The 25,271-nt window shown below is 70.2% G+C and carries 20 protein-coding genes and 2 pseudogenes; 5 read left to right on the top strand and 17 right to left on the bottom strand.

What is annotated here, in order from left to right; genetic code table 11:
• Nucleotides 1-17: 17 nt before the first annotated feature.
• Together QSK37_RS52030 and QSK37_RS49470 are read right to left on the bottom strand one after the other, a co-directional pair.
• The gene (locus tag QSK37_RS52030; protein WP_432705682.1) at nucleotides 18-143 is read right to left on the bottom strand and encodes a DUF397 domain-containing protein; all 126 of its coding nucleotides are present in this window, start codon (nucleotides 141-143) and stop codon (nucleotides 18-20) included.
• Nucleotides 140-952 (bottom strand): helix-turn-helix domain-containing protein, encoded by an 813-nt coding sequence (locus QSK37_RS49470; RefSeq protein WP_285636524.1) that lies wholly within the window; start codon nucleotides 950-952, stop codon nucleotides 140-142. Before QSK37_RS49470 ends, QSK37_RS52030 begins: the two co-directional genes overlap by 4 nt.
• Nucleotides 953-1,057: 105 nt before the next feature.
• Between QSK37_RS49470 and QSK37_RS49465 the strand changes: the two genes are divergently transcribed.
• The 3 genes from QSK37_RS49465 to QSK37_RS49455 all read left to right on the top strand — a co-directional run bounded on the left by QSK37_RS49465 (nucleotide 1,058) and on the right by QSK37_RS49455 (nucleotide 2,911).
• On the top strand, nucleotides 1,058-1,567 hold the full coding sequence (locus QSK37_RS49465; RefSeq protein WP_285636521.1) for an ATP-binding protein: 510 nt from the start codon (nucleotides 1,058-1,060) through the stop codon (nucleotides 1,565-1,567).
• A 52-nt stretch (nucleotides 1,568-1,619) separates the two neighbouring features.
• Entirely contained in the window at nucleotides 1,620-1,973 is a 354-nt protein-coding gene (locus QSK37_RS49460; protein ID WP_285636519.1) for a helix-turn-helix domain-containing protein, read from the top strand.
• Nucleotides 1,974-2,062: 89 nt separating this feature from the next.
• Nucleotides 2,063-2,911: an LLM class F420-dependent oxidoreductase gene (locus tag QSK37_RS49455; RefSeq protein ID WP_285636516.1), complete on the top strand. Its 849-nt coding sequence runs from the start codon at nucleotides 2,063-2,065 to the stop codon at nucleotides 2,909-2,911.
• 215 nt (nucleotides 2,912-3,126) lie between these two features.
• Here the strand turns inward: QSK37_RS49455 and QSK37_RS49450 are convergent, their stop codons facing one another.
• The 8 genes from QSK37_RS49450 to QSK37_RS49415 form a co-directional block, all read right to left on the bottom strand.
• Nucleotides 3,127-4,131, bottom strand: coding sequence for a LamG domain-containing protein (locus QSK37_RS49450; protein ID WP_285636514.1), 1,005 nt, complete (start codon nucleotides 4,129-4,131; stop codon nucleotides 3,127-3,129).
• 105 nt (nucleotides 4,132-4,236) lie between these two features.
• The gene (locus QSK37_RS49445; RefSeq protein ID WP_285636511.1) at nucleotides 4,237-6,309 is read right to left on the bottom strand and encodes a PQQ-dependent sugar dehydrogenase; all 2,073 of its coding nucleotides are present in this window, start codon (nucleotides 6,307-6,309) and stop codon (nucleotides 4,237-4,239) included.
• Between the two features lie 155 nt (nucleotides 6,310-6,464).
• Complete coding sequence (locus QSK37_RS49440; protein WP_285636508.1) at nucleotides 6,465-7,274, bottom strand: sugar phosphate isomerase/epimerase family protein; 810 nt, start codon at nucleotides 7,272-7,274, stop codon at nucleotides 6,465-6,467.
• The gene (locus QSK37_RS49435; RefSeq protein ID WP_285636505.1) at nucleotides 7,271-8,413 is read right to left on the bottom strand and encodes a dihydrodipicolinate synthase family protein; all 1,143 of its coding nucleotides are present in this window, start codon (nucleotides 8,411-8,413) and stop codon (nucleotides 7,271-7,273) included. The genes QSK37_RS49440 and QSK37_RS49435 overlap by 4 nt, the downstream gene beginning before the upstream one ends.
• Nucleotides 8,410-9,561, bottom strand: a complete 1,152-nt coding sequence (locus QSK37_RS49430; protein WP_285636502.1) for a Gfo/Idh/MocA family protein — start codon at nucleotides 9,559-9,561, stop codon at nucleotides 8,410-8,412. Before QSK37_RS49430 ends, QSK37_RS49435 begins: the two co-directional genes overlap by 4 nt.
• A 54-nt stretch (nucleotides 9,562-9,615) precedes the next feature.
• The gene (locus QSK37_RS49425; protein ID WP_285636499.1) at nucleotides 9,616-10,428 is read right to left on the bottom strand and encodes an ABC transporter ATP-binding protein; all 813 of its coding nucleotides are present in this window, start codon (nucleotides 10,426-10,428) and stop codon (nucleotides 9,616-9,618) included.
• A gap of 56 nt (nucleotides 10,429-10,484) precedes the next feature.
• Nucleotides 10,485-11,501, bottom strand: a complete 1,017-nt coding sequence (locus QSK37_RS49420; protein ID WP_285636496.1) for an ABC transporter substrate-binding protein — start codon at nucleotides 11,499-11,501, stop codon at nucleotides 10,485-10,487.
• Between the two features lie 62 nt (nucleotides 11,502-11,563).
• Entirely contained in the window at nucleotides 11,564-12,424 is an 861-nt protein-coding gene (locus QSK37_RS49415) for an ABC transporter permease (RefSeq protein WP_285584029.1), read from the bottom strand.
• A gap of 302 nt (nucleotides 12,425-12,726) precedes the next feature.
• Between QSK37_RS49415 and QSK37_RS49410 the strand changes: the two genes are divergently transcribed.
• Complete coding sequence (locus QSK37_RS49410) at nucleotides 12,727-13,737, top strand: LacI family DNA-binding transcriptional regulator (protein WP_285636537.1); 1,011 nt, start codon at nucleotides 12,727-12,729, stop codon at nucleotides 13,735-13,737.
• 308 nt (nucleotides 13,738-14,045) lie between these two features.
• Here QSK37_RS49410 and QSK37_RS49405 read toward each other — a convergent pair whose 3' ends face one another.
• The 7 genes and pseudogenes from QSK37_RS49405 to QSK37_RS49375 form a co-directional block, all read right to left on the bottom strand.
• Complete coding sequence (locus tag QSK37_RS49405; protein ID WP_285636493.1) at nucleotides 14,046-15,851, bottom strand: serine/threonine-protein kinase; 1,806 nt, start codon at nucleotides 15,849-15,851, stop codon at nucleotides 14,046-14,048.
• 206 nt (nucleotides 15,852-16,057) lie between these two features.
• Entirely contained in the window at nucleotides 16,058-17,755 is a 1,698-nt protein-coding gene (locus tag QSK37_RS49400; protein ID WP_285636490.1) for a glycoside hydrolase family 6 protein, read from the bottom strand.
• 65 nt (nucleotides 17,756-17,820) lie between these two features.
• Nucleotides 17,821-18,918: a GH12 family glycosyl hydrolase domain-containing protein gene (locus QSK37_RS49395; RefSeq protein WP_285636487.1), complete on the bottom strand. Its 1,098-nt coding sequence runs from the start codon at nucleotides 18,916-18,918 to the stop codon at nucleotides 17,821-17,823.
• A 73-nt stretch (nucleotides 18,919-18,991) separates the two neighbouring features.
• Nucleotides 18,992-21,762 (bottom strand): annotated as a pseudogene (locus tag QSK37_RS49390) (glycoside hydrolase family 48 protein).
• A 40-nt stretch (nucleotides 21,763-21,802) separates the two neighbouring features.
• A complete protein-coding gene (locus QSK37_RS49385) occupies nucleotides 21,803-22,813 on the bottom strand; it encodes a LacI family DNA-binding transcriptional regulator (RefSeq protein WP_285581938.1) in 1,011 nt (336 codons plus the stop codon).
• Between the two features lie 260 nt (nucleotides 22,814-23,073).
• Nucleotides 23,074-23,955 carry a class I SAM-dependent methyltransferase gene (locus tag QSK37_RS49380; protein WP_285636484.1) on the bottom strand — a complete coding sequence of 294 codons (882 nt, stop codon included), beginning with the start codon at nucleotides 23,953-23,955 and terminating at the stop codon, nucleotides 23,074-23,076.
• Between the two features lie 105 nt (nucleotides 23,956-24,060).
• Complete coding sequence (locus QSK37_RS49375) at nucleotides 24,061-24,576, bottom strand: EF-hand domain-containing protein (RefSeq protein WP_285636481.1); 516 nt, start codon at nucleotides 24,574-24,576, stop codon at nucleotides 24,061-24,063.
• Between the two features lie 123 nt (nucleotides 24,577-24,699).
• Between QSK37_RS49375 and QSK37_RS52025 the strand changes: the two are divergent.
• A pseudogene (locus QSK37_RS52025) lies at nucleotides 24,700-25,155 on the top strand (alpha/beta hydrolase fold domain-containing protein); the annotation flags it as partial.
• Between the last annotated feature and the right edge of the window lie 116 nt (nucleotides 25,156-25,271).

Below are 25,271 nucleotides of genomic sequence, written 5' to 3'. Positions count from 1 at the left end.
GAGGTGAAGGGTGCTGACTAAGCCTGGGCGTTGAGGTCCTCGCGCATGCCAGACGCGACTTCGACGCAATCTGACTGCGCCTGTGATCCGCTCCTGCTGGACTTCCGCCATACGGGACCGCACGTCTCGGCAGGCGTACTCATGTCATGGACTCCAATGCTTCAGCGATCCGCTCTCGGCTAGCGGTTCTACCTAGGGCGTCCGCCCCGATCTGCTCGAACCGTAGTGCAAACCGGGCGACCCCCTGGGCGTCCAGCACCAGTCTGCCCCCTTCTGAGGCTTCGGTGTATGCCACGTCGCCCTCCGGCATTACGGACATGGTCTTGAACGCCCCATCCAGCCCCATGTGATAGCCGACGGCGCGCGGGACGATCCTCACCACCACGTGGGGCAGCTGAGACATTTCCAGAAGATGCGCGAGTTGCTCACGCATGACGGCCTTGCCACCGACCGGGCGATCTATGACCCCTTCGTCGAGCAGTACCCACGCACGCGGGGGATTCGGCCGAGTGAATATCTTCTGACGGTCAAGGCGCGCCGCCAGTGCCTGCTCGATGTCTTGCACGCCGCCGGCCGTGAGCGCCGTACGCGCATACTCCGGTGTCTGGAACAGGCCGGGGACTGCGAGCGGTTCGAAGATCCGCACCGTGTGCGCCCGCTGTTCATACACCAGGTGTTCACGGAACCAATCGGGAACATGGGCGGTCTGGGCGTAGATAAAGATACGAGTGAAATGCCCGGATGTGTCCCATGCTTCATCCAGCGATTTCACACCCTTGAGGTCAGGACGGCGTTCTCCAGCCTCGTAGTTCGAGACGCTTGACGTGCCCACCCGCATGATCCGGCCGACGGTGGCGAGCGTTTCTCCTCTCGCGAGGCGATATCTTCGCAGGTCGTAGGCTAACCACGCCCACATAGACGTCATCGGATCGACGTTCTTCACGCTGCCCATCGGCGACTCCTGGGTTTTTCAATGTTCACTGTGAAATCCCATTCTTTCACGGGGGGGCCACTATGGGGCCTGTCACAGAGCCCAGACTCACAGATCGGGCACATCATGGATGTACTAAATGCACCGGCCGATGAATGGCTACCATCCGGTATCGAGCCGGGGCGACTCCGGGTCTACGCGGCCGATGCCGCGCAGGTACGCGAGGCGCGGCGATTTGCGGTGAAATGGCTTTATCTCATTACGAATCCCCAAGCGGGCGACGATGCGCAGCTCCGCGCGCAGCATCACCTGATCGACCGTGTTCAAGAGGTCGTCTCGGAACTGGCCACCAACGCCGTGCGCCACGCCGCTCGGGGTGACGATGATCAGTTCGCGGTGTGCCTGTCGGTCGCGCGCGGCGTCGCGCGGGTCGATGTGATGGACCATTCACCGGACGCACCCGTGGTGCACTCTGCCGGTGATCTCGACGTCATGACCGAATCCGGGCGCGGCATGCTGCTCGTGGCGGCGTTGTCGGACGGCTGGGAGTACGAGGTTCGCGAGGTCGGCGGTCGGGTGGTCAAGGTCGTCCGGGCAGGCTTCCACATTCCGGCAGAGATACGGACGAACACCTAGACCGGCCCGGCGTGATCCCTCTCCCCGTAGATCGAGTTAGATCGGCTCCCTCGTGCCTTACCTCGGACCTTCTCCCGACGACGACCTCCTCCGGCCACGCGAAGTCGCCGAGATCTTCGGCGTCCGCACCACCACCATCGCCCGATGGGCACGCGACGGGATCCTCACCGCGCTCGCGACGCCCGGCGGCCACCGCCGCTACCGCCGCACCGACATCACCGCGAAACTGGAGTCCGCCGGTTCAGCCGATCCCCAGCGAAACGCGCGAGACGCCGTACGGCTGTACGAGCAGGGATGGTCGATCCGCCGCGTCGCCGAAGAGTTCGGCGTGAGCTACGGAGCGATGCGCAGGCTTCTCATGAACAACACTGAACTCCGAAGCCGCGGATGGAATGAGAATCGCTGAGCGGTCCGCACAACGCATTCGCCCACGTTCATCCATGGCGGACGATCGAACGCGCTGCAATGATCCGCTGCTGGTATTAGGTTCCTGGCGTGGACATCGGAATCACTACCTTCGCCGGCTCGTACGGCATGACGCCGCACGAGCTGGCCCACACGATAGAAGAACGCGGCTTTGAGTCACTGTTCTTTCCGGAACACAGCCACATCCCCGTGCACAGCCGGCGGAACGACGGGGGGTCGACCCGGGACTACGCCGAAACCTTCGACCCCTTCGTGGCGCTGTCCGCGGGCGCCGCGGTCACCCGCACGCTCAAGCTCGGCACCGGAGTGTGCCTGCTGACTCAGCGGGACCCGATCGTGACGGCAAAAGAGGTCGCCTGCCTTGACCAGCTGTCGGGCGGTCGATTCCTGTTCGGCGTCGGCGCCGGCTGGAACCGCATGGAGCTGGCCAACCATGGCACCGACCCGCGCACCCGGATGGCGCTGCTGGCCGAACGGGTGATGGCGATGCGCCGGATCTGGACCGACGACGAGGCCGAGTTCCACGGAAAGTACGTCGACTTCGAGCCGATCTGGTCCTGGCCCAAGCCGCACCAGCGGCCGCATCCGCCAGTCCTGGTCGGCGGTAATGGCCCCGGCGCCGAGGATCGGGTCCTCGCGTTCGGCGACGGCTGGCTCCCGCAATGTGACGGGCTTGCCGACGCCGGCGAACTGAGCGAGCGTGCCGCGGCGTTGCGCCGGCGTGCCACCGACGCCGGTCGGGGAACGATCCCGATCACAGTGTTCAACACCCCACCGGACGACCGGCTGCTGGCCACGCTCGCCGACGCCGGCATCGACCGGTGCCTGCTGTTGCTGCCGGCCGGAACCGAGTCGCAGATGCTCGCCCGACTCGATGAGTGGGCACCGCTCGCGTCCAAGTGGCGGCAGTCCACGTGAGCGCCACGGGCGGGGACACCGAGGTGTCCCCGCCCGTCGCGTGCCTCAGGAGGGTGGCGGGTAGGCGTTCTGCACCAGCTGGTGGAACCGGGCGCAGAAACCAGTGCCCGGACAGCGGGGCGGTCCGCCGACGCGCGATCTCCGCGTTCGACAGCTCGCCGCTCCCGGGGTGAGCCGTAGGGTGAGCCTGGGGGTGGCTCACCCTACGGTCTCGGTCAGTGGCGGCCCGAGACGGTCCGGTGATACTGCTGCCAGACCTCCTTGTCGGTCACGGCCCGGTTCAGGAACATCAGGTCGTCCATCCGGCAGTTGCACGGGTTCATCTCGGCGGTGTTCTGGGGGAAGCTTCCGCCGATCTTGATGCCGCGCGGGTCGGTCGCCGTGGTGCGGTGTGTGCCCGGTGTGTCGATCTGCCAGGGGTCGCCGGCCGTCGTGTAGAAGCCGTCCAGTGGCCGGCCGTTCTTGTAGAGCCGCATCGTGCCGTGGTCGTAGTCGAACGACGCCGCGAGGAACACCCATGTGCCGGGAGTCAGGATGCTCTGCCAGTCCTGGTTCGCGGCGAACGTCTGCGACTTGCCGCCGTCGATGCGGCGGCCGAGCGCGACGACGCGCAGGGTGCCCGACACGTCGATCACTTCGAGCAGCGCCCGTACGTCGTGGCCTTGGGAGTCGCCGCTGAGCAGGCCCGCCAGGCCTACCGCGTTGTAGTAGTCGGACGGGTTCGACGTCTGGGAGTTGAGGCTCGGGTTGGAGCCGGTGACCTTGAACCAGCCCATGATCGAGGCTTCCTTGGCGGCGTTGAAGGCGTGCAGGGTCGGCACGCCGGTCGCCGAGTACGTTCCGGCCTTCCAGTCGTCGTTGCCCTTGGTCGCGGGGTTCACCTGCCGGGTCTGGATCGCGTGGCCGCCGCCCGGGGACACGCTGTCCCGTACGCGCATGGCGGCTCCGCCGTTGATCAGGTCGATGGTCGTGCCGGAGAACCCGCGGTCGCTCTCCTGCCCGGGGTTGCCCCGTACGGGGTGCTCGAAGTCGTAGTAGGAGACCAGGTTGGGCCGCAGGCTCGGCATCACCGCCGACAGGGCGTGGTCGCCGTTGCCCTGGGCCGAAGCCGCGCCGGTGTCCGCCCGGGCCGCGGTCGCCGCGAGCGGCCCGCACACCAGGGTGGCCACGGCGGCGGCCAGCAGGCGCCGGGACCGTAGGGTCGCGCTGAGATCTCTCATGTTCCCTCCACGTGCGTCTGGGGTCCGGCGGTCACCGCCCTGGGACGGTGACCGCCGGAATTGCGCGGGGGGCTCGGGCCCCGGACCGGCGGCCCGAGCCCGCGGTCAGGCGCCGGCCGCCGTGCCGGTGACCTTGAAGTTGCGGACCCGTCCGGTGTTGTCGAACGACCCGAAGCCGACGCGACCGGCTCCCAGGGTCTTGTCGACCGCCGTCATCCGCGGGTCCTTCGCGTGGTCGAGGTACACCGCGATCTCACCGGTGTCGACGTGCCGGATCACCGTCACGTGATGCCACTTCATGTCGGTGATCGACGGCTCGGCGCCGCGCGACCGTAGCGGGTCCCACTGGTCCTCGAGCCGCAGCCGGTCGGCGTTGTTCACCACGAAGATCCCGTTGTGCGGGTAGATCGAATTGTCCTGGGAGAGATGCGCGTAGTAGAACTGCGTGTCCGACTGGTAGCCGAACACGATGATCACATCTCGGTTGGTGACGTCCGTCGGAGTGTCGATCCGCACGTCGGCGTCGATCCGCTCGGTGCCGAACTTCGGCCCCTTGGTGAGCACCGCGTACTCGAACGGGCGACGCGGGCCGGGACGCTCGGTGCCGGCCTCGGCCAGGATCGTCTGGTCACCCTCGAACTTCCACTTCGACGGGGTGACCGGCGCCCAGTTCTTCGCGCCCGCCGTGCCGCCCACATGGGTGTGGCCCACCGATCCGGCGGCGAAGTGCCGCGTGCCGACTACCTTCCAGATCTTGCCGTTCGCCTTGGAGAGCAGGTAGAGCTCGCCCTTGCTGTCACGGCCGAAGCGCAGGTCGACGCGCTTGTCGCCGGCGAACTGCTGCATCGTCAGCCGGTGGCCGCTCGTGTCGAACGTCTGGAGCTGGTGGATCGGCGCCCGCGCGGCGCCGCGGCGCATCTGGCTCTGCTCGGTGTAGTAGACCGCGCCGTCGACCAGGTCGCCGAAGACGTACTTGCCGTACAGCTCGGGCAGCTTGTGGCCGCGGTAGACGTAGCCACCGGAGATCGCCTTACCGATGTCCGAGCTGCAGTTCCAGCCGGCCGGCGGGTCGTGGTCGTAGGCGGCCACCGGGTAGTCGTAGTTGTACTTCGCGTCGTCCTCGGGCAGCGGGTACAGGTCGCAGCGGTCGTTCTTCACGAAGGTGAACGGGCCCTCGCGGTTCGGCCAGCCGGCGTTGTCGCCGGCGCGGATGTCCCAGACGCCCTCGATGGCGTGCTCGCCGATGTGGCCGAGGAACAGCTGATGGCTGCCGCCGGTGTCCCAGCTGAAGCGGTGCGGGTCGCGGAAGCCGAGGGCGAAGATCTCCCCGAGGGCGCCGGACTTGCCGACGAACGGGTTGTCGGCCGGGATGCCGTACTTGCCGTTCGCGCTGTTGTTCCCGTGCGGGTCGATCCGCAGGAGCTTGCCCTGCGGGACCGCGAGGTTCTGCGGGTCGTCGTTGCCGGCGGCCTGGCCCTGTCCGCCGTCACCGGCGGCGATGTAGAGCTTGGCGTAGTCCTTGTCGCCCGGCTTGGCGTTCGGGTTGAAACCCATTTCCTGGATGCCGTGGATCTGTCCCCCGAAGCCGAGCCGGAGGATCTCCCGGTGCGTTCCGTGGAACGTGTCCGCCTTTGGATCGTCGGCGGTCCACTCGTCGACGACGCCGTGGTAGATGGTGCCCGCCTGCGGCGTCAGGTCGGGAACCTTGGTCGTGCTGGAAGCCAGCTCGGTATGGATGGTGTAGAACTTCCCGTTCGTCCGGAAGCCCGGGTCGAAGGCGACGATGCCGAAGCCCTGGCCGAGGCCGCGCCCGGAGAAGAAGTACGGCTCGAACTGCGCCTTGACGTCGAGGTAGACGTGCGGCTGTCCGTTCCGGACGACGTAGAGGTTGCCGTTCAGGTCCGGCACGTACATCCGCCCGGAGCCGTCCGGCACCTCACCGATGAAGTTGATCCGCGCCCAGCGCATGAGGCGGGCGTCGACGGGCGCGGGAACGGGCTCGGACTTGGGGAATTGCGCGTACTCCTGGAGGACCAGCCCCAGGTCGGAGGTGATCGGTCGTTCGGGGATCGGGTCGGTGACGGGAGTTTCGTCGGCGAGCGCGGCCTGCTGGGGCACCGTGAACAGAGCCGCGAGTAGAGCGACGGTTATCAGAAGGCACCATCTGAACTTCGTCATTCTGCCACCCATGGGGTCGATAGGCGGAAAGCGCTTTCTGTAAACGCTTTCCCGAACGTAGGCGAGGGCGATCACAGGGTCAAGAGAGGGTTTCGGCGGCCTCCTTCGGGGCGTGGTCGGCGGAGGATGCGCTCACGCGCTCCAGACAGCTCGGATCAGGTCACGTGCTCGGCGAAGCGGGCGAGGCACAGCGACAGCGCCTCCGCCCCCGGCATCGCCCAGAGGTCGTCGTTGAAAATTTCGACTTCGATCGGCCCCGTGTAGCCGGCCTCGTCCACGGCCGTACGGAACCGGCGCAGCTCGACGCAGCCGTCGCCGAGCATCCCGCGCCCGGTCAGGACGCCCTCGGGCAGAGGAGTGATCCAGTCGGCCACCTGGAAGAGCGCGATCCGGTCCTCGGCCCCGGCACGCGCGATGGCGGCGTACGCGCCCGGGTCCCACCACAGGTGGTAGGTGTCGACCATGACGCCGACCTGCGCGGCGGGGTGCGGCGCGGCCAGGTCGAGCGCCTGGTCGAGCGTCGAGACCACGCAACGGTCGGAGCAGTACATCGGGTGCAGCGGCTCGATCGCCAGCCGTACGCCGTGCCGCCCGGCGTACGGCGCGAGCTCGGCGAGCGCGTCGGCGACCCGCTGCCGCGCGCCGTCGACGTCGCGGGAGCCCTCGGGCAGCCCGCCGCTGACCAACGCCAGGGCCGGCGCGCCCAGCTCGGCGGTCTCCTCGATCGCCCGGCGGTTCTCCGCGATCGCGTCCGGCTGCTGGAAGAACCCGCCCCGGCACAGCGACGTCACGGTGAGCCCGGCGTCGCGGACCAGCTTCGCCGTACGGGCCAGGCCGTACTCGGCCACCGGTTCACGCCAGAGCCCGACGCCGGTCACCCCGGCCTCGGCGCAGCCCGCAACCAGGTCCGGCAGGGGCCAGTATCGCGTCGTCCACTGGTTCAGGCTGAATCGTTCGAGGCTCATGTGGCCACTCCCTGAACGGTGAGCCACGCGCGCATGCGGGCCACCGCGAGCTCCGGGTCGGGCAGCAGGCCGGCCTGGTCCGCGAGCTCGAAGAGCCGGACCAGGTGCGGGACCGAGCGGGCGCTCTCCAGACCGCCGACCATGCTGAAGTGCGCCTGGTGCCCGGCCAGCCAGGCGACGAACACCACGCCCGTCTTGTAGTAGTACGTCGGGACGGTGAAGATGTGCCGGGCCAGTGGCACGGTCGGGGCGAAGATCCGCTCGTACGCCGCCAGGTCCCCCGCGTCCAGCGCGCCGAGGGCGGCCGCCGCGGCGGGCGCGATCGGGTCGAACACGCCGAGCAGCGCGTCGCTGTGGCCCTGGTCGTCGCCGCGGATGAGCTCGGGATAGTTGAAGTCGTCGCCGGAATAGAGCCGCACGCCGGCGGGCAGGGCGCGGCGCAGCGCGATCTCCCGCCCGGCGTCCAGCAGCGACACCTTGATGCCGTCGACCGCGCCGGCGTGGTCGACGATGATCGCCAGGACGCTGCGGGCGGCGTCGTCCAGGTCGGCCGAGCCCCAGTAGCCCTCCAGCGCCGGGTCGAACATCGGGCCGAGCCAGTGCAGCACGGCCGGCCGCGCGACCTGGCCGAGCAGCCGCCCGTACACCGCGGCGTAGTCGTCCGGCCCGGTGGCCGAGGCGGCGAGCTGGCGGCTCGCCATGATGACGGGCGTCCCGCCGGCCGCCTCGATGACGGCGAGCTGCTCCTCGTACGCCGCGACGATCCGGTCCAGCGGCGCCGGTCCGGGCGGGAGCTGGTCGGTGCCCGCGCCGCAGACGATCCGGCCGCCGCAGGCCCGCGCCTCCGCCCCGCTTCGCTCGATCAGCTCGCGCGTCGTCGGCCAGTCGAGGCCCATGCCGCGCTGGGCGGTGTCCATGGCCTCCGCGACGCCCAGCCCGTACGACCACAGGTGGCGGCGGAAGGCCAGAGTGGTCTCCCAGTCGAGGCGCTCGGGGTCGGCCAGCGGGTCGACGACCACGTGCGCGGCGGCGTACGCGACGCGCGACGTCGCCGGGGCCGCCGGCGGCGGATGCGCGCCCGGCTCGCCCAGCGTGTACGGGACGAGCGAGCCGTCCGCCCGGGGAAGGTCGATCTTCACTTGGCGAGCTCCGGGACCTCGATGCGACGGCCCTCCTTCCACGAGCGCAGGCCCAGCTCGGCGAGCTGGACGCCTCGCGCGCCCGCGTAGAAGTCCCACGGGAACTCGCCGTCGTCGGCGACGTGCCGCAGGAACAGTTCCCACTGCGCCTTGAACCCGTTGTCGAACTCGGCGTTGTCCGGCACCTCCTGCCACTGGGCGCGGAAGTCCTCGGTGGCGGGCAGGTCCGGGTTCCACACGGGCTTGGGCGTCATCGACCGGTGCTGCACCCGGCAGCGGCGCAGTCCCGCCACCGCGCTGCCCTCGGTGCCGTCCACCTGGAACTCGACGAGTTCGTCGCGGAACACCCGGGTCGTCCAGGAGGAGTTGATCTGTGCGATCACGCCGCCCTCGAGCTCGAAGATCCCGTACGCGGCGTCGTCCGCCGTCGCGGCGTACGGCCGGCCGTCCTCACCGACCCGCTCGGGGATGTGGATCGCGCCGAGGGCCTGCACCGAGCGGACCGGCGCGATGATGTTGTCGAGCACGTACCGCCAGTGGCAGAACATGTCGGCGATGATCCCGCCGCCGTCCTCCACTCGGTAGTTCCAGCTCGGGCGCTGCGCCTCCTGCCAGTCGCCCTCGAACACCCAGTAGCCGAACTCGCCGCGTACGGACAGGACGCGCCCGAAGAATCCGCCGTCGACCAGGCGTTTGAGCTTGAGCAGCCCCGGCAGGAACAGCTTGTCCTGCACGACGCCGTGCCGGATGCCCGCGCCGTCGGCGAGCCGGGCGAGTTCGAGCGCCTCCTGCAGATCCTCGGCGAGCGGCTTCTCGGTGTAGATGTGCTTGCCCGCCTCGATCGCCGCCCGGACCGCCGGGGCCCGGGCGCCGGTGATCTGGGTGTCGAAGTACACCTCGACGTCGGGCCGGGCGAGCGCCTTGTCCAGGTCGGTGGACCACTCGGTGAGCCCGTGCCGCTCGGCGACGGCGCGCAGCTTGGCCTCGCTGCGGCCGACGAGGACGGGCTCCGGCCACAGCACGGTGCCGTCGGCGGTCGTCAGCCCGCCCTGGTCGCGGATCGCCAGAATCGAGCGGACGAGGTGCTGGCGGTACCCCATCCGGCCGGTCACGCCGTTCAAAACGATCCCAATGGACCTGCGTGCCATCCCTGTGTGTTCCTCTCTGCGGGTGGTCGGTCGTCGCTCTGTGCCGGGTGTCGGTCAGTCCGCGGCCGAGGCCGCGCCGAGCAGGTCGCGGATCCGGCCGGTGGCACGGGCGAACTCCGGACGCGCCATGGTCGTGGCGTAGTCGCGCTCGTCGGGCAGGTCGACGTCGATGACCTCGGCGATGGTGCCGGGCCGGTCGGTCATCACGACGATCCGGTTGGCGAGGTAGGCCGCCTCCGCGATCGAGTGCGTGACCAGCAGGACGGTCGTCCGCGTCTCCCGCCAGATGCGGTTCAGTTCGATGTTGAGCTGCTCGCGGGTGAGCGCGTCCAGCGCGCCGAACGGCTCGTCCATCAGCAGGACCGGCGGCTCGTGCAGCAGCGCCCGGCAGAGCGCCACCCGCTGCTGCATGCCGCCGGACAGCTCGTGCGGGTACGCGTCCTCGAAGCCGGCGAGCCCGGTCATCGCGATGAGATCCGCGGTGCGCCGGCGGGACCGGTCGGCGGGCATCCGGCGCATCTCGGCCTGCAACAGGATGTTGCGCCGGGCGCTGCGCCACTCCAGCAGCGCAGCCCGCTGGAAGACGTACCCGATGTCGTTGCGCGGGCCGGTCACCGGCTCCTCCCGCAGCCGCACGCTCCCGGAGGACGGCTTGAGCAGGCCCGCGACCAGCTTGAGCAACGTCGACTTGCCGCAGCCCGACGGGCCGACGATGGCCACGAACTCGCCCTCGGCCACGTCGAGCGACACGTCCCGCAGCGCCGTGACGTCCTTCTTCTTCGTGCGGAACCGCACGGCCACGTCTTCCAGCCGGACGCTCCCGCCACGGCCCGCTTCCTTGCCGGTCCCCTCGCTTCGCTCGACCACTTGTCCTCGTTCCCGTGTGCTCCCGGGTCCGGCCATCGTCGTCACCTTCCGGTCGGTCAGCCCTGCGGGCCGGCGGAGGAGTCCCAGTACCCCGAGGGCGGCTGCGCCTTGGAGATCAGGCCGCTCTGTGTGAAGACGCTGATGGTCTGCTGCCAGTCGGCGTCGGTGTTGACGCCCGGGGCCTTGCCCTTGGTGGCGTCGGTGTGCAGGAGGCTCAGCGTCGTCTTGAACTGGTCGGTCAGCACGGTCGGCGCCGGGAGCTGCTGGGACGCACCCTGCATGGCGGCGACGGCGTTCGCCGGGTCCTTCTCGGCCGCCGCCCACGCCTCGCTGGTCGCGGCGGACATGCGCTTGACCAGGTCCGCATCGCTCTTGAGCTTGCGGTCGCCGACGAGCAGGCCGTTGGAGTAGTAGTTCAGGCCGAAGTCGGCGAACTTCAGGTACGACACCTGCTTGCCGGCCTTGGCGGCCATCGTCGGGCCCTGGTCGTTGGCGTAGCCGATCAGGCCGTCCGTCTTGCCGGAGATGACCGCGGCCATCTTTCCCGCCGGGTCGGTGTTCTGGAGCTGGACGTCGGACTCCACCAGGCCGTTCTTCTTGAGGAACGCCGGGAACGTCCGCGACGGCGCGTCACCCGCGGTGGCCGCGATGCGTTTGCCCTTCAGGTCGGCCGGCGACTTGAACGCCTTGTCGGAGAAGAACTGCACGGCGGCCGGCGTCGTCTGCAGGTAGACACCGATGCTCTTGACCGGCAGTCCCTGGGAGACCCCCGCCAGCAGCGCCGGCGTGTCCGCCCAGCCGAAGTCGGTCTGGCCCGCGCCGGTCGCCTGCACGGTCTTCTGCGAGCCCTGCCCCGCCTTGATCTCCAGGTCGATGCCGTGTTTTTCGAAGATGCCCTGTTTCTTGCCGTAGTAGAACGGTGCGTGCTCGCCGTAGGGGTACCAGTTGAGAGTCAGCGTGACCTTGTCCAGCTTCTTGCCTGAGGCACTGGTGGTCTTGTCACCTCCTCCCCCGCACGCGGCGACGATCGCCACGATCGGGACCAGGGTGAGGACGAGGCTGCGCAGTTTCATGATCGTCTCCGTCGGTAGGTCAGAATCGCGTCAGCAGGTCGGCGGGACGGGTACGCCGTCCGTCAGTAAGTGGTGGTCACGGCGGCGCCGCGACGGCTGGCGTGCCAGGGCAGCAGTAGCTTCTCGGCGAACTCCACGAGCACGAACAGGACGACGCCGATCAGGGACATGACGAGCAGACCGGCGAAGAGCATGGGGGTGTCGAGGTTGCCGTTGGCCTGCTGGATCACGTACCCGAGTCCCTCGTTGGCCCCGACGAACTCGCCCACGACGGCACCCGTGACAGCGAGTGTCACGGCGACCTTCAGGCCGGAGAACAGATGCGGCAGCGAGGCCGGGAATCGGATCTTGGAGAACGTCTGGAGCGGTCCAGCGCCCATCGTCGCCGACAGCTGGATCATCTCCGGGTCCACCGCCTTCAGGCCGGTGACCATCGAGATGACGACGGGGAAGAAGGCGATGAGCACCGCGACGACGACCTTCGGGGCGAGGCCGAAGCCGAGCCAGACGACGAGCAGCGGCGCGATCGCGACCTTCGGGATGACCTGCGCGAACAGCAGCACCGGGTAGAGCGTCCTCTCGATCGAGGAGGAGTACACCATGAGGACGGCGGCGAGGACGCCCACGATCGCCGCGATGACGAAGCCCAGCAGCGTCTCGTACGTCGTGATCCAGGTGTGGTGCCAGATGTAGCCCGCCTTGTCGCTCATCACCTGGAGGGTCTTGGCGGGTGACGGCACCAGGTAGGCCTCGACCAGCTCCGCTGCGGTGATCACCCACCAGAGGACGAGGCAGGCGAGGAGCAGCACGACGGGCCGCCAGGATCGCGCGACCGCGTCCAGAACCTGCTCGCCGGCCCCCGGCCGGTCGCGCTCGGCGACTCCCGCCACCGGAACACTGGATGTGGTGCTCTGACTCACCATGAGCTCCTCCGTGCTCTGACCCTGCGCTCCCAGAAAGCGCATTCTGAAAGCGCTTTCTGTTACCGTAGGGATGGCGTACGGCGCGGTCAAGAGGAGTTATGTGGCGAACTGTCCGGACTTCCGTCGTGGACGGCCCGCCCCCCGCTCCGCTTCGCCGCACGGACGCGGCATGCTGGAGCCAGGAGGACGCGAACTTGAAGGAACACCGACCGGAACGCCCGGCCGTACACGCCCGGGCGAAGACGGCCCGCCCGGACGCCGCCGACGGCCCGGATGACGCCGGCGGCGGTGCGCACGTCACGCTGCAGGACGTCGCACGGCGGGCGGAGGTCTCCCTCGCGACCGCCTCCCGCGTACTCAACGGCACCACGCAGGTCCGCCCCGACCTGCGCGAACGCGTGCTGGCCGCCGCGTCCGAGCTCGCGTACGCGCCCAACGCGCACGCCCAAGCGCTCGCCCGCGCCTCCAGCCAGGCCATCGGCCTGATCTGCCACGACGTCAGCGACCCGTACTTCGCGGCGATCGCCCGCGGCGTCACCCGCACGGCCGCCGAGCACGGCCTGCTGGTCATGCTGGCCAGCACGTTCCGCGACCCGACGCGCGAGGTCGACTATGTCGCGATGCTCCGCGCGCAGCGCGCACGGGCGATCCTGCTCGTCGGATCCGGGTTCGAGGACCGCGCATGGGAACGCTCGATGAGCGCCGAGCTCGACCCGTACGTACGGGCCGGCGGCAGGGTCGCCGTGCTCAGCCGCCACCGCGGCCTGCGCGTCGACACTGTGCAGCCGGAGAACCGCGAGGGCGCCGCCGCGCTCGCCCGCGACCTGCTCGCCCTCGGCCATCGCGACTTCGCGGTGCTCACCGGCCCGCGCGCGCTCACCACCGTCGTCGACCGGCTCGGCGGGTTCCGCGACGCCCTGGCCGAGGCCGGGGTGCCACTGCCCGACGACCAGGTCGTCGAGGGGTCGTTCAGCCGTGACGGCGGATTCGCCGCCGCGACCGAGCTGGTCCGCCGCGGTTCGCGGGCGACCTGCGTGTTCGCCCTCACCGACGTGATGGCGATCGGCGCGCTGTCCGCCTTCCGCCACCACGGCATCGACGTGCCGAGCCAGGTGTCGCTGGCCGGCTTCGACGACATCCCGATCGTCCGCGACCTCGTCCCATCGCTGACCACGGTCGCCCTCCCCTTGGAGGGGATGGGCGAGCGCGTCATGAGTCTGGCCCTCCGCGCCCCGGCCCGCCGCAGCCGCGTCGAACGCATCTCCGGCGAGGTGGTCCTCCGCGCCACCACCGCCGCCCCACCGAAGCTGTAGGAGACGGCGCTGTTGTCGAAACCGGCGAGCGGTCCGCACAATGCGACCGCGAGGTCCGGCTGGGCTGATCAGGCGGTAGCACCGCGGAGTGCCGACCATGTTCGATCGCAGCGTTCTTCTGACAGCAGAGAATTCCGCTCACGTAAGAACGCCGAGAACGGACCTCCCCTGCCCGGCGATCCGCACCCACGCGTCCGACAAGCGGCCCCGCGACCAGCAGCGACCAATGGCCCACAAACGTCGAGGACGCACGACGTCCGACAGTGCATCGGCCCGGTTCACGAAGCCAAGCCGAGTAATGACACCCTTCAGGCCACGTTGCGCCAGACGGTGAGGTCCACGCTGACGAACTGGCTCGGTGACTTCTCGGGCGAGAAACCGTGCACGGTGACCAGGCCGTAGTGCCCGGAGCCGGTCTTCACGCAAATCCGGGACCCCTTGCCGAGCTTGTCCCTCTCGATGGACGTGGTGTATCGGGTGTCGGCGCGACAGCCGGCCAGCGTACCCGGCTCACCGGCCTCCAGCAGCGCCATGGTGTTCTTGGTCAGGTTGGTGGCGACGTTGGGCGCTTCGGTCATGCCGCTCAGGTAACCGAAGTCTCCTTCGTAGTGCACGTCGGCTTGCTCCGGCCGCGGCGGATCGTCGGCGAAGGTCACCGAGTAACCGGCAGGAATGTTGAGATTCCTGTACACGGCACCCTTCGGTGCCGCCGGGGCCTTGTTCCCTCCGCTGGTGCCGCCCGAAGTCGCGCCGCCGGACCGCGGCGCATCGCCCTTCTTCCCGCCCTGGGCGCTCTGTGAGCCGTTGTCGGCCCCCTGGTGCCCCACCAGGTACGCGCCGCCACCGATGAGCGCGGCAACGGCCAGTCCCGCGACGACCAGCCCGGCACGGTTCCGCTTGCGGGACGGCTGCGGCGGCGCCGCCCCCGGCGGGTAGCCCCCGGCTGTCGCGGGAACCGGATGGTTCGGATGGCGGCCGGGGCTCCAGGCGACCGTGGCCGGCTGTGTCGGCGGGTGCGTCGGCGGTGTGTGCGGGACCGCCTGCGTCGGCGGGTGCGTCGGCTGAGGCGGCACCGCCCCCGGCGGGTAACCCCCGGCTGTCGCGGGACCCGGATGGTTCGGATGGCGGCCGGGGCCCCAGGCGACCGTGGCCGCCTGTGTCGGCGGGTGCGTCGGCTGCGGCGGTGGGGCCGGGGCGGCCGCCTGGGTGAGATCGGCGGCGTAGGAGGACGGCAACCAGCCGTCGGGGCGACGCAGCGCCGGGTCCTGGGACGCCTGGCCGCACATTTCGATGATCCGGGCGGTGGACGGCCGTAGCGCCGGGTCCTTGCTGAGACATCCGGCGACGATCTCCCGCAGCTCGTCCGGCAGCCGGGACAGGTCCGGGTCCTGATGCACGATCCGGTAGAGGACGGCGTGCGAGGACCCGTCACCGAAGGCGGGGACGCCCGTCGCGGCGAAGGCCGCGATCTGGCCGAGCGCGAAGATGTCGGTTGCCTCGGTGCAACTCGTCCCGGCCGCCTGCTCGGGCGCCATGAAGGACGGGGTGCCGACACTGACGCCGGTGCCGGTGAGTGCGGTGGTGTCGACGGCCCGCGCGATACCGAAGTCGATAACGCGCGGCCCGTCGACCGCGAGCAGCACATTGGACGGCTTGAGGTCGCGGTGGACGATGCCCGCGTGATGGATGGCCTGCAGCGCCTCGGCGATCCCAGCGACGAGCCGCAGAACGGTCGCCACCGGCATCGCGCCGTGTGTGGTGACCGCTGTGTGCAGGGAGGGCCCCTGTACGTAAGCGGTGGCCAGCCATGGCCGCGGACCTTCGGTATCGCTGTCGATCACCGGCGCGGTGTAGAGGCCCTGCACACGCTGCGCGGCCCGCACCTCCTGCTGGAACCGGCGGCGAAATTCCGGGTTCTCGGCGAACTCGGGGCGGATCACCTTGATCGCCACGGGCCGTCCGCCGGGCGTGTAGGCGAGGTACACCTTGCCCATGCCACCGACCCCGAGCCGGGCGCTGAGCAGGTATCCGGCTACGGTACGCGGGTCGTCCTCGGTCAGCGGCTGGAATACCTCCGGACCCGTTGCCGAAGCGCCCGCTTCGTCTGCGCGCACCGGTTCCTGCTGATGTTCCGTCACGATTTTCCCCCGAGGCCGCCTTTGCCCACCATTGACGGCGCCGAGCCTAACGCTTGTTCTCGCAGGGTGTATTGGCCATCCATAATCCGCCTACGGACGCATCCTCGGCATTAATCGCGCCGAAAGCAAACGAAAGCGCGGCGGGCGGGGACGCCTCCAGTCGTCCCCGCCCGCCGCGTGCCTCAGGAGAGTGGCGGATAGGCGTTCTGCACCAGCTGGTGGAACTGGGCGGAGAACCAGTGCCCGGACAGCGGGGCGTCCGGCAGCGCACCGCTCGGGCTGTTGCCGTTGCGGACGTTGCCGCCGTAGTTCGGGTCGCACATCTGGTCGAAGCCCTTGCCCTCGTCATTGGGGATGGACTTGCTGGCACCGTCGGACTCGCCCGGCGGCTTCACCCACGCGTACGCGTCGAAGCCGGCGGCCGGAGCCGCGGTCGGCCGCGCGCCGAGCCCCGCGCCGGACTGGTTGCACCAGTCGCCGACGTGCGGCCGGCGGTCGACACGCTCGGCGTTGACCTGCGTGTTGATGTCGCTGGCCGAGCTCGGGCCGGTCGGGCGGCTCGAACCGCCCCAGCCGTTGCGGGACGTGTCGATGACCATGCCGATGCCGGACGGGAAGCCGTCGGAGATGAGCTGCTGGCGGAACGCCGCGCCGAAGCTCGACTCGTCGACGTAGTAGTTCCAGTCCACCCACTTCGACTGGCGGGTCTGGTCGTTGACCGGCAGGTACGGCTCGGTGGTGGGCGAGTAGTTGGCGGTGTTGATGACGAAGCCGTCAACACTGTTCACCCCGGCGGTCGTGCCGCGGGCGACGGTGGCGAACAGCTGCGCGGAGGGACCGAAGTTGCTGTCCCAGCCGAGCCAGCCGTGGTGCCCCGCGTCGAGGTAGGTGTAGACGTTGCTGATCGCGTGCAGCTTGTTCAGGGCGTACTGGACGCCCTTCACGTAGTTGCCGTTCTGCTGCATGGTCTGGCACGCGGTGGTCGCGGTGTTGCCGCTGACGTTGGTGACCAGGTTGGGCAGCGAGTCCGGCTCGATGTAGGTGACGATCTTCAGGTTCGCGTACTTCGAGTCGGCCATGATCGAGGCGATCGGGTCGATGTATTCGCTCTGGTAGCGGCTGAGCTCTGTCGGGCCGAGCTCGCCGTTGGAGGCCAGCGCCGCGCAGTCCCGGCCGGGCAGGTCGTAGATGACGAACTGCGCGTAGCTCGCGCCCTGGGACACCGCGGCGTCGAGGTGGGCGCGCAGGCCCATCCCGCCGTTCGCCCCGTTGATCGCCGCGATCCGGTCGAGCCACACGGCGGTGGGCTGGTTCGCCACCGCGCTGCCGCCGTCGCCCTGTGCCTGGGCGGACCACTCAGGGTCCACGTAACCCTTGCCGCCGGTGAACGGGTTGTCGGCGTGGGAGCCGTCGCCCGGGGGCGGGGTCGGGTTGCCGCCGTCGCCGCCGCCGGTGGTGCCGTCGCAGGTCACGCCGTTCAGCTTGAACGTCGTGGGCGCGGCGTTCGAGCCGGAGTAGGAGCCGTTGAAGCCCAGCGACGTCGAGGCGTTCGTGGCCAGACCGCCGTTGTAGGAGGCGTTCTTGACCGTGACGTGCTTCGCGTTCTGGGTGAAGGTGCCGCTCCAGCCCTGGGTGACCTGCTGGTTGCCGGCGAAGTCCCACTCCAGGGTCCAGGAGGTGAGCGGATCGCCGAGGTTGGTGATGCCGAGGTTGGCGGTGAAACCGCTGCCCCAGTCGTTGGTGGTGTAGGTGACCTTGCAGCCGGTCGCCGCGTGCGCCGACCCGGCGGCGACGAGCGCCGAGACGAGACCGAGCAGCAGGGCGGCCAGCGCCACCGCTGCCGATCGGCCCGCGCGCGGACGATGGACGTTGACATTCATGCGGATATGTCCTCCTCGGGACTCTGGCGGACGCGCTCCCGGGGGTGGCTCCCCCGGGACGGGGTTCAGGCGGGTGTGCAGGTGAGCGGGGTGGCGCCGGCGGCGGACCCGGTGCCCTGGAAGCCGAACGTCGTGGCCGCGCCCGGGGCGAGGGCTCCGTTGTAGGAGGCGTTGACCGCGTGCGCCGACCGGCCGCTCTGGGTGACGGTGGCGTTCCAGGCGTTCGCCACGTTCTGGTCGGCGGGGAGCGTCCAGTCCGCGGACCAGCCGGCCAGCGCGCGATCGCCGGTGTTCGTGACGGTCACCGTGGCGGTGAAGCCGCCGGACCAGGCGTTGTCGACGCGCAGGTTCGCGGCGCACGCGGCGCCGGACGTGGGCGGCGGCGTCTCTCCCCCACCGCCCACCGTGACGGCGAAGGACCCGGTGGCCAGCCCGGCCCCGCCCTGCCAGATCTCGAACCCGGCCTCGGCGTCGATGAGGTACCAGGAGTTCTGGATGTAACCGCGGGTCACCGCGTCACGGGTGAACGCGCGCAGGTCCAGGCCGCTCACCGACGTGGTGCCGGAGGTACGGACGTACGCGATGTAGTTCCAGTTCATGCGGGAGTACCAGACGTCCCAGGTGGCGCCGCCGATGGACACGCCGCTCGCGATGCGGGACCCGGCGGGCCGCACGCCCCCGCGGCTGTTCAGCCAGATCATCACCTCGGCGCCGTCCGGGTCGGTGGTCGTGGCCGGCTTGGTGTCGTACCAGAGGTCGTACGCCACGTCGTACGTGCCGGAGGCCGGTTGGACGGTGCTCCAGTCGCTCGTCACCGCGGGCATCGAGCCGACCTGGACCGGCAGGCCGCTGCCGGTGGTGCACAGGCCCCAGTGGCAGCCCTTGAACAGGGACGGGTACGACGCGGGCGCGCCGTTGGTCGGGTTGGCGTGGCCGGAGGAGTCGACGGTGAACGACGTGCCGGAGACGCTGATGCACTGCGGGGTGCTCGCTCCCCACACGTTGTTCTGCGCGATGTACTCTCCGCCGTTCACCGCGACGGTCTGCGTCGCACCGCAGAGCTGCGTGGCGGCGCGGGCGGGACGGGCGACCGGCACGAGGGCGAGCAGGAGGAACAGCGCGCCTAAGACGGTGAGGGCGGCACGGGTTCGGGCGGATTCCATGGGGGGGCACCTCGCGGAGGTGGGGGCCCCGGGGACGCGGGAAGCGCTCCCTCGCGTCCCCGGGACCGGCTTGTCACTGGTCGAAGAGCTGCCCGTACGTCGCCATCGCCATGGCGATGTCGGACTGGGCCCAGAAGCGGTGGTAGTTGAACGTCGGGGCGGCCCCGCCGTTCAGATAGCTCTGCACCTTCGACCAGGCGGGGTCCTGCTTGTACCAGGACCGGATGGACAGGAACGTCGAGCTGGAGTTGATCGGGTCGCCGTTCGGCATCGTCCCGGTCCAGCCCTGCGGCACGTACACGCCGTCATGGTTCGGGTTGGACGTGCTGTAGGCCTGCGTGAAGCGGTTGTAGTCGGTCCTGGTCTCCGGCACCGAGATGCCGATCCCGTCCTGGTCGTTCGTCCACATGTCGTCCAGGAGGGTCTTGGCCGTGGACTTCGCCGTCGCGTCACCGGACTTGGCGCCGTAGTAGGACAGCGTCTTGGCGTACGCCGCGGCCACGCCGACGTCGTTCGTGTAGTCGGCGATCGTGACGTGCAGGCCGGCGTTCGCGCCGGGGCTCGACGCGTTCCAGGTGTCCGGCTGGCCGCTCCAGTGCAGGGTGGAGGGGAGCTCGGCGGGTCGTGGTAGACCGGCTCCCAGTCGTAGGCCATGCCGTAGAAGGTGGAGTCGCCGGAGGGCGGGGTGCCGTACGCGCCGCCCCAGCTGTTCGTCGCGCCGCCGGCGATCGCGCCCTCGGAGGACTGCAGCCACCGGTAGAACTCCAGCTGGCGCTGCAGGCTCTTCTTCCAGTCGTCCACGCCGGTGGCCGACTTCGGCTGCATCGCGGTGTCGTTGGCCAGCGCGTACGCCGCGAGCGGGTTCTGGTAGCCCGAGTGGGACGCGCCGTCGCCGATGCGCCAGGCCCAGCCGGCGTTGGTGTCGGTCGCGCCGCCCCAGGCGTAGTACCAGGAGAGCAGGTAGTGCTCGCTGTCCTTGCCGGTGCCGGCCGGGCAGCTCGGGCTCGTGCAGTTCCCGATCTTCTTGAAGTACTTGTCGAAGAACGAGTAGCGCAGGTAGTCGCCCATCTTCCCGGCCTTGGCCACGGTCGCGGACACGTCCGCGCTCTTGCCCTGCGCCTTGGCCCATGTGTCGGCCCAGTACGCCGCCTGGATGGCGCGCGCGTCGGCGTCCGGCGCGTCGGTGTACTTCCACTGCTTGGCGTACGAGGAGTCGCCCACGAACAGGTCCAGGTAGCCGTTCTTGCCGCCGTAGGCGAACTTGTCGCAGGTCGGCTGCGGGATGGTCTCCCACACCGACTCCTGGGCTCCGCGCTGGTAGGTGTTGATGAAGGACGGCGCGTTGGTCGACGGCCCGTTCTCACAGCCGCCGCCGGGGGTGTCGCCGTAGCCGTAGACGTTGTCGACGTCCTCCAGCCAGTGCATGCCGTAGATGTCGTCGGTGCCGTACGCGGACTTCAGCTCCGCGGCGATGGGGTCCTGCCCGGAGGTCACGCCGGAGTCGAGCTGCGCGGGGTACTGGTCGGGCAGGTCGTGCTCGGGGGCGTACGTCGCGGGCTTGCTCGCGTTGTAGAAGGAGTTGGTCGGCTGGTCCGCGTGCGAGGGGATCATGTACTTCTCCATCAGCGCCCACGCGGCGTTGAACTTGCTCCAGTCGCCGGTGACCTTGCCGTACACCGCCTGCATCCAGATCAGGTAGCTGTACGCCTCGGAGGTGGTCTCATGACCCTGGTCCGGCGCCTCGACCATCAGCGTCTCGACCGAGTGGTACGGGATGCCCTCCTTGCTGAAGTAGCCGTTCGCCGGGTCGGTGATCTTGTTGTAGAGGGTGAGGAAGCGGTCCTCGTACGCCCCGTTGGACTTGGTCTCGGTGACCGTGACCGTGGCGGCGTCGTAGCCGGTGGCCTTCGCGGTGAACACCGCCGCGCCGGTGCCGGAGGCGTCGGCGCTGACCGTGACGTTCTGCGCGGTGGACCAGTTCGCCGAGGTGAAGGTCAGCGTGCCGCCGCCGGAGACGGTCAGCCCGGTGTTCCCGCTGGTGCGGGTGACGGTGACCGTGACGTTGCCGGACGGCTGCCCGGACAGCTTCACGCCGAACGTCCCGCTCTTGCCCTGCTGGACCGCCAGGGCCGCCGGGCTCGCGACGACCGCGGGCCCGCTCACGACGTGCACGCCCACGGGCGTCGACTCGGCCGTGGCTCCCTGGCTGTCGTACGCCTTGGCGTACAGCGAGTGGTCACCGGCCGCCGCGGACGTCCAGTCGAACGCGTACGGCGCCGAGGTGTCGGTGCCGAGGAGCGTGGTGTCGTCGTAGAACTCGACCTTGCTGACCGACGCGCCGTCGGCGGCCGTCGCGGTGGCGGCCAGCGGGATCGTGGCGCCCGCGGAGTACGTCGCGCCGGCGGCGGGGCTGGTCAGGGCCACGGTGGGCGCCTGGTGCGCGCCGGTGCAGGTCGTGCCGTTGAGGGAGAACGACGTCGGCGCGGTGTTCGTGCCGCTGTAGGTGAAGTTGGCGCCGAGGCTGATGCTCGCGTTCGTGGCGAGCGTGCCGTTCCAGCTGAGGTTCTTGACGGTGACGTCCTTGCCGGACTGGGACCAGTCGCCGCTCCAGCCCTGGCTGAGCTGCTGGTTACCGGCGTAGGAGTACTTCAGCGTCCAGCCGTTGATCGCCGGGCCGAGGTTGGTCAGCGTGAGGTTCGCGGTGAAGCCGGACCCCCAGTCGTTGGCCGTGTAGTCGACCTTGCACTGGACGTCGGCGGCATGGGCGGCCTGCCCGGCGACGAGCGCGCCGGACAGGAGCGACAGGGCGACCAGTAACGATCGCCATCGAGGGTGTCTTCTCATGGATTTCCTCCTGGCGGGGGAGCCGATCGGCGGGAGCCGGTCACGCGGAATCGCGAATGATCAGTTCGGTGTCGAGGACGACGTTGCGGCCGGGAGCGCCGGCGATCCGGGCGAGGAGCTCCCGCGCCAGCCGGGCACCGAGTTCTTCGAGGGGCCGGCGGACGGTGGTGAGCCTCGGCCGTACGCGGCCGGCGATCGGCGCGTCGTCGAACCCGACCACCGCGACGTCGTGGGGGATGCGGCGGCCGGTGCGTTGCAGCGCGCGCAGGGCGCCCACGGCCATCTGGTCCGAGGCGGCGAGCACCGCGTCGATGTCCGGACGCCGGTCGAGCAGCTTGTTCATCGCGTGCTCGCCGGACGCCTGACGGAGGTCCCCGTAGGCGATCAGGCCGGGTGTCGCGACGCCGATCTCGGCCATCGCCGCCCGGTAGCCGTCGAGCCGGTCGATGCCCGTGGCCCGGTCGGGCGGTCCGGCGATCGTCCCGATCGTCCGGCGGCCGGACCGGACGAGGTAGTCCACCGCCGCCCGCGCGCCGCCGCGGTCGTCCACGCCGACGTACGGCAGCGGGGTGAGCCCGAGGGGACGGCCGCACAGCAGCACCGGGACGCCGGCCTGCCGGAGCGATCCGCAGGGCGCGTCGTGCGCGCTGATCAGCAGGACGCCGTCGGCCCCGCCCCCGCGCAGGTATCGCGGCACCGTCGACCAGTGGGCGGTCCGGCCGACGACCATCACGACCAGTTCACGCTCGTCGCCGAGCGCGCGGCGTACGCCGCCGACGAGGCGGGCGTAGGTGTCGTCGGTGAACACCCGGCCGTCGTCCTCGCAGATGACCAGGGCGATCGACCGGCCCTGCGACGCGACGCGGTTGCGGACGTAGCCGAGCCGGTCGATGGCGAGTTCGACCTGTTTTCGGGCGCGCTGGCTGACACGGGCGCTGCCGTTGATGACGCGCGAGACGGTGGCGGGCGAGACGCCGGCGAGCGCGGCGACGTCGGCGAGCGTCGGCGTCCCGGCCACCTCGGCGGGTGTGGCGGTCTCCGTCCGGGTCAAGGCGGGAACTCCCTTCAAGCACGGGGCTCAACTGGCGGTGGGAGCGCTCCCACACCATCCAAGCCCAGGGGTCCCTTGTCAATAGAAAAATTTCGGGCGAGTTAACCGCGTGTAACCCGCCAGGTCACCTACCTGCGCGAGCAGGACGAACGTGCCCGCTCGCGGATGACCATCACGTGAAAGGCAGTGAAAACGAGCGATGCGGACGAGCGCATGCCGCTACGAGGTGAGGACCGCGTTCGGCGCACCGGCCGCGACTCTCACGGCCGGTCGGCGAACACCCACCGGTTGGCGGCCAGCGCGTCGGGCCGCCCCGGCTGGGCCTCCGGGCCGCGCCCGTGGCGGCGGGTGAAATCGAACGCGGTGTGAACCGACGTGCGCCAGCCCCGCGCGGTCAGGTCCCCGGCGGAGTCGGGGCGTGGTTCGAGGGGGAACATCGCGAGAAGGTCGATGCCGGTGCGCCTGGCCACCGTGTAGATGGGGCTCTCCTGGACGGCCGCCGACTCCGGGGCGAGCTTGATCTCGTACGCCAGAGCGCTCCCCGCCACGCTCAGCGCGTCCACCGCCTCGATCATGGCGCGCTCGGCGGCATGGGGCAGGTAGAGCAGCACTCCCTCGGCGAGCCACACGGTCGGCGCGGCCGGGTCGAAGCCCGCACCGGTCAGCGCCCCGGCCCATGCGAGGCGCAGGTCGGCCGCGATCGGGACGCGTTCGGTCTTCGGCACGGCACGCAGCCCGCCGAGCACGCGGCCCTTGAAGGCGAGGACCTCCTCCTGGTCGAGTTCGAAGACCCTGCAGCCGGGCGGCCAGTCGAGCCGGTACGCACGCGTGTCCAGGCCGGCCCCGAGCAGCACCACCTGCCGGGCCCCCGCGCTCACCTGGCGCAGGATGAAGTCGTCCAGCACCCTCGTCCGCAGGCCGAAGTAACGCCCCAGCCGGCCCCACAGCGGATCGGCGTCGCCGTCGGGAACCTGATGCGGGCGGACCGGCCAGTCCGCGGACGCCCGGGCCGCGCGCACGAAGTGCTCGGCGTAGACGTCGCGTGCCAGGGCGTCGTGGCGGTGCGTCTCGATCGCCCGCGCCGCGGCGACCATGAGGGCGGTCAGCCCGACGCCTTCTTCCACGCCGGTGTCGCCGGCCATGGGCTCTCCTCTCCGGGCCCGCCCCACGGTCGGGCAGAACGGGAACGAACGCCGAGCCGGCGCCCGCGTGGGACACCGGCCCGGCCTCGGCCTACGGGACGCGCGTCAGACCAGCGTGTCGCCGACGGCGTGGGCGCCACGGGCGAGGAAGTACTCCTCGATGGCGGTCCCCCACTCGCGGGCGGAGACCCGGCCGGTCCCGTTCGGGTCGAACGCCTGGAAGAGAGCCTCGATGTTCTCCGTGGGGAATCCCACGGCCCGCAGTCCCCGTACGAAGTCGGCGTGCTGGACGAAGCCGTCGTCATCCCGGTCGCAGATGGCGGTCAGCGCGTCGGCGTAGGGTCGGACGCTGTCCTCGTACGCGGCGGGCTCGTGCACCCCGGCGTACTCCTCCCAGGACACCTTCCCGTCGTGGTTCAGGTCGAGGGTGCCGACCAGGCCCTCCCAGTAGCGCCGGCAACCCTCGTGCATCGCCAGCGCCTTGGGCGAGTCCTCCGCCTCGTCCAGAGCCTGGATGATCCGGTGCCCGAGCCGGTCGAAGTCGTCCGCCTCCAGGTAGCCGTTGGAGTCGGTGTCGAGAGCGTCGAACGCGGCCTTGATCCGGTCCAGACGTGCATCCATTGGGGGAACCTCCGGCGAGGAGTATGCGATGCGGACGGTAACACCCTAACTACGACAGGTGATCGTCGATAGAGGTGTGGCCGGACGCGGCCTGCACGAGACGCGCCGGGGGCGGTATAGAGGATGCGAACACTCGGTGAGGGAGGCGGACCGGTGGCCGGGAAGCACTACGCCATGACCGTGGGCGGGCTCGGGCTGCTGACCGCGGCGGCGACCGCGGTCGTCCGCCGCCGCCGCACCCTCGCGCCCGTCGCCCCCGACCTGCGCACACCCGGCCTGTGGCTGCCGCTGGCCGTCGGCAACCGGCTCGCGGTCACGATCGCACGCCGCTGGTACGACCGCCCGACCGAACCGGTCCCCGGGGTCACCGTGTCCCGGCACGACGTCCCCGGCGGCCGGGACGTCTTCGTCTACGAACCGCCGGAACGGCGGCGCCCCGGCGCGGCGCTGCTGTGGATCCACGGGGGCGGCACCATCATCGGCCGGCCCGAGGCGGACCACGAGCTGTGCGCCCGCATCGCCCGCGACGTGGGCGTCGTCGTGGTCAGCACGCGCTACCGGCTGGCCCCCGAACACCCCTTCCCCGGAGGTCCGGCTGCAGGCCGCCGTTCCGTCCATGCGCGCGTTCCAGCAGGCCATGTTCGACGCGCTCGCGGCGGCCCTGGACGGCGACGAGACCGAACGCTGACCGGCCG

This window comes from Actinoallomurus iriomotensis (genome assembly GCF_030269445.1).
Taxonomy (GTDB): Bacteria; Actinomycetota; Actinomycetes; order Streptosporangiales; family Streptosporangiaceae; genus Actinoallomurus; species Actinoallomurus iriomotensis.
The sequence above is the reverse complement of the archived record's forward strand: the minus strand, read 5'-3'. Positions and strand labels throughout refer to the sequence as shown.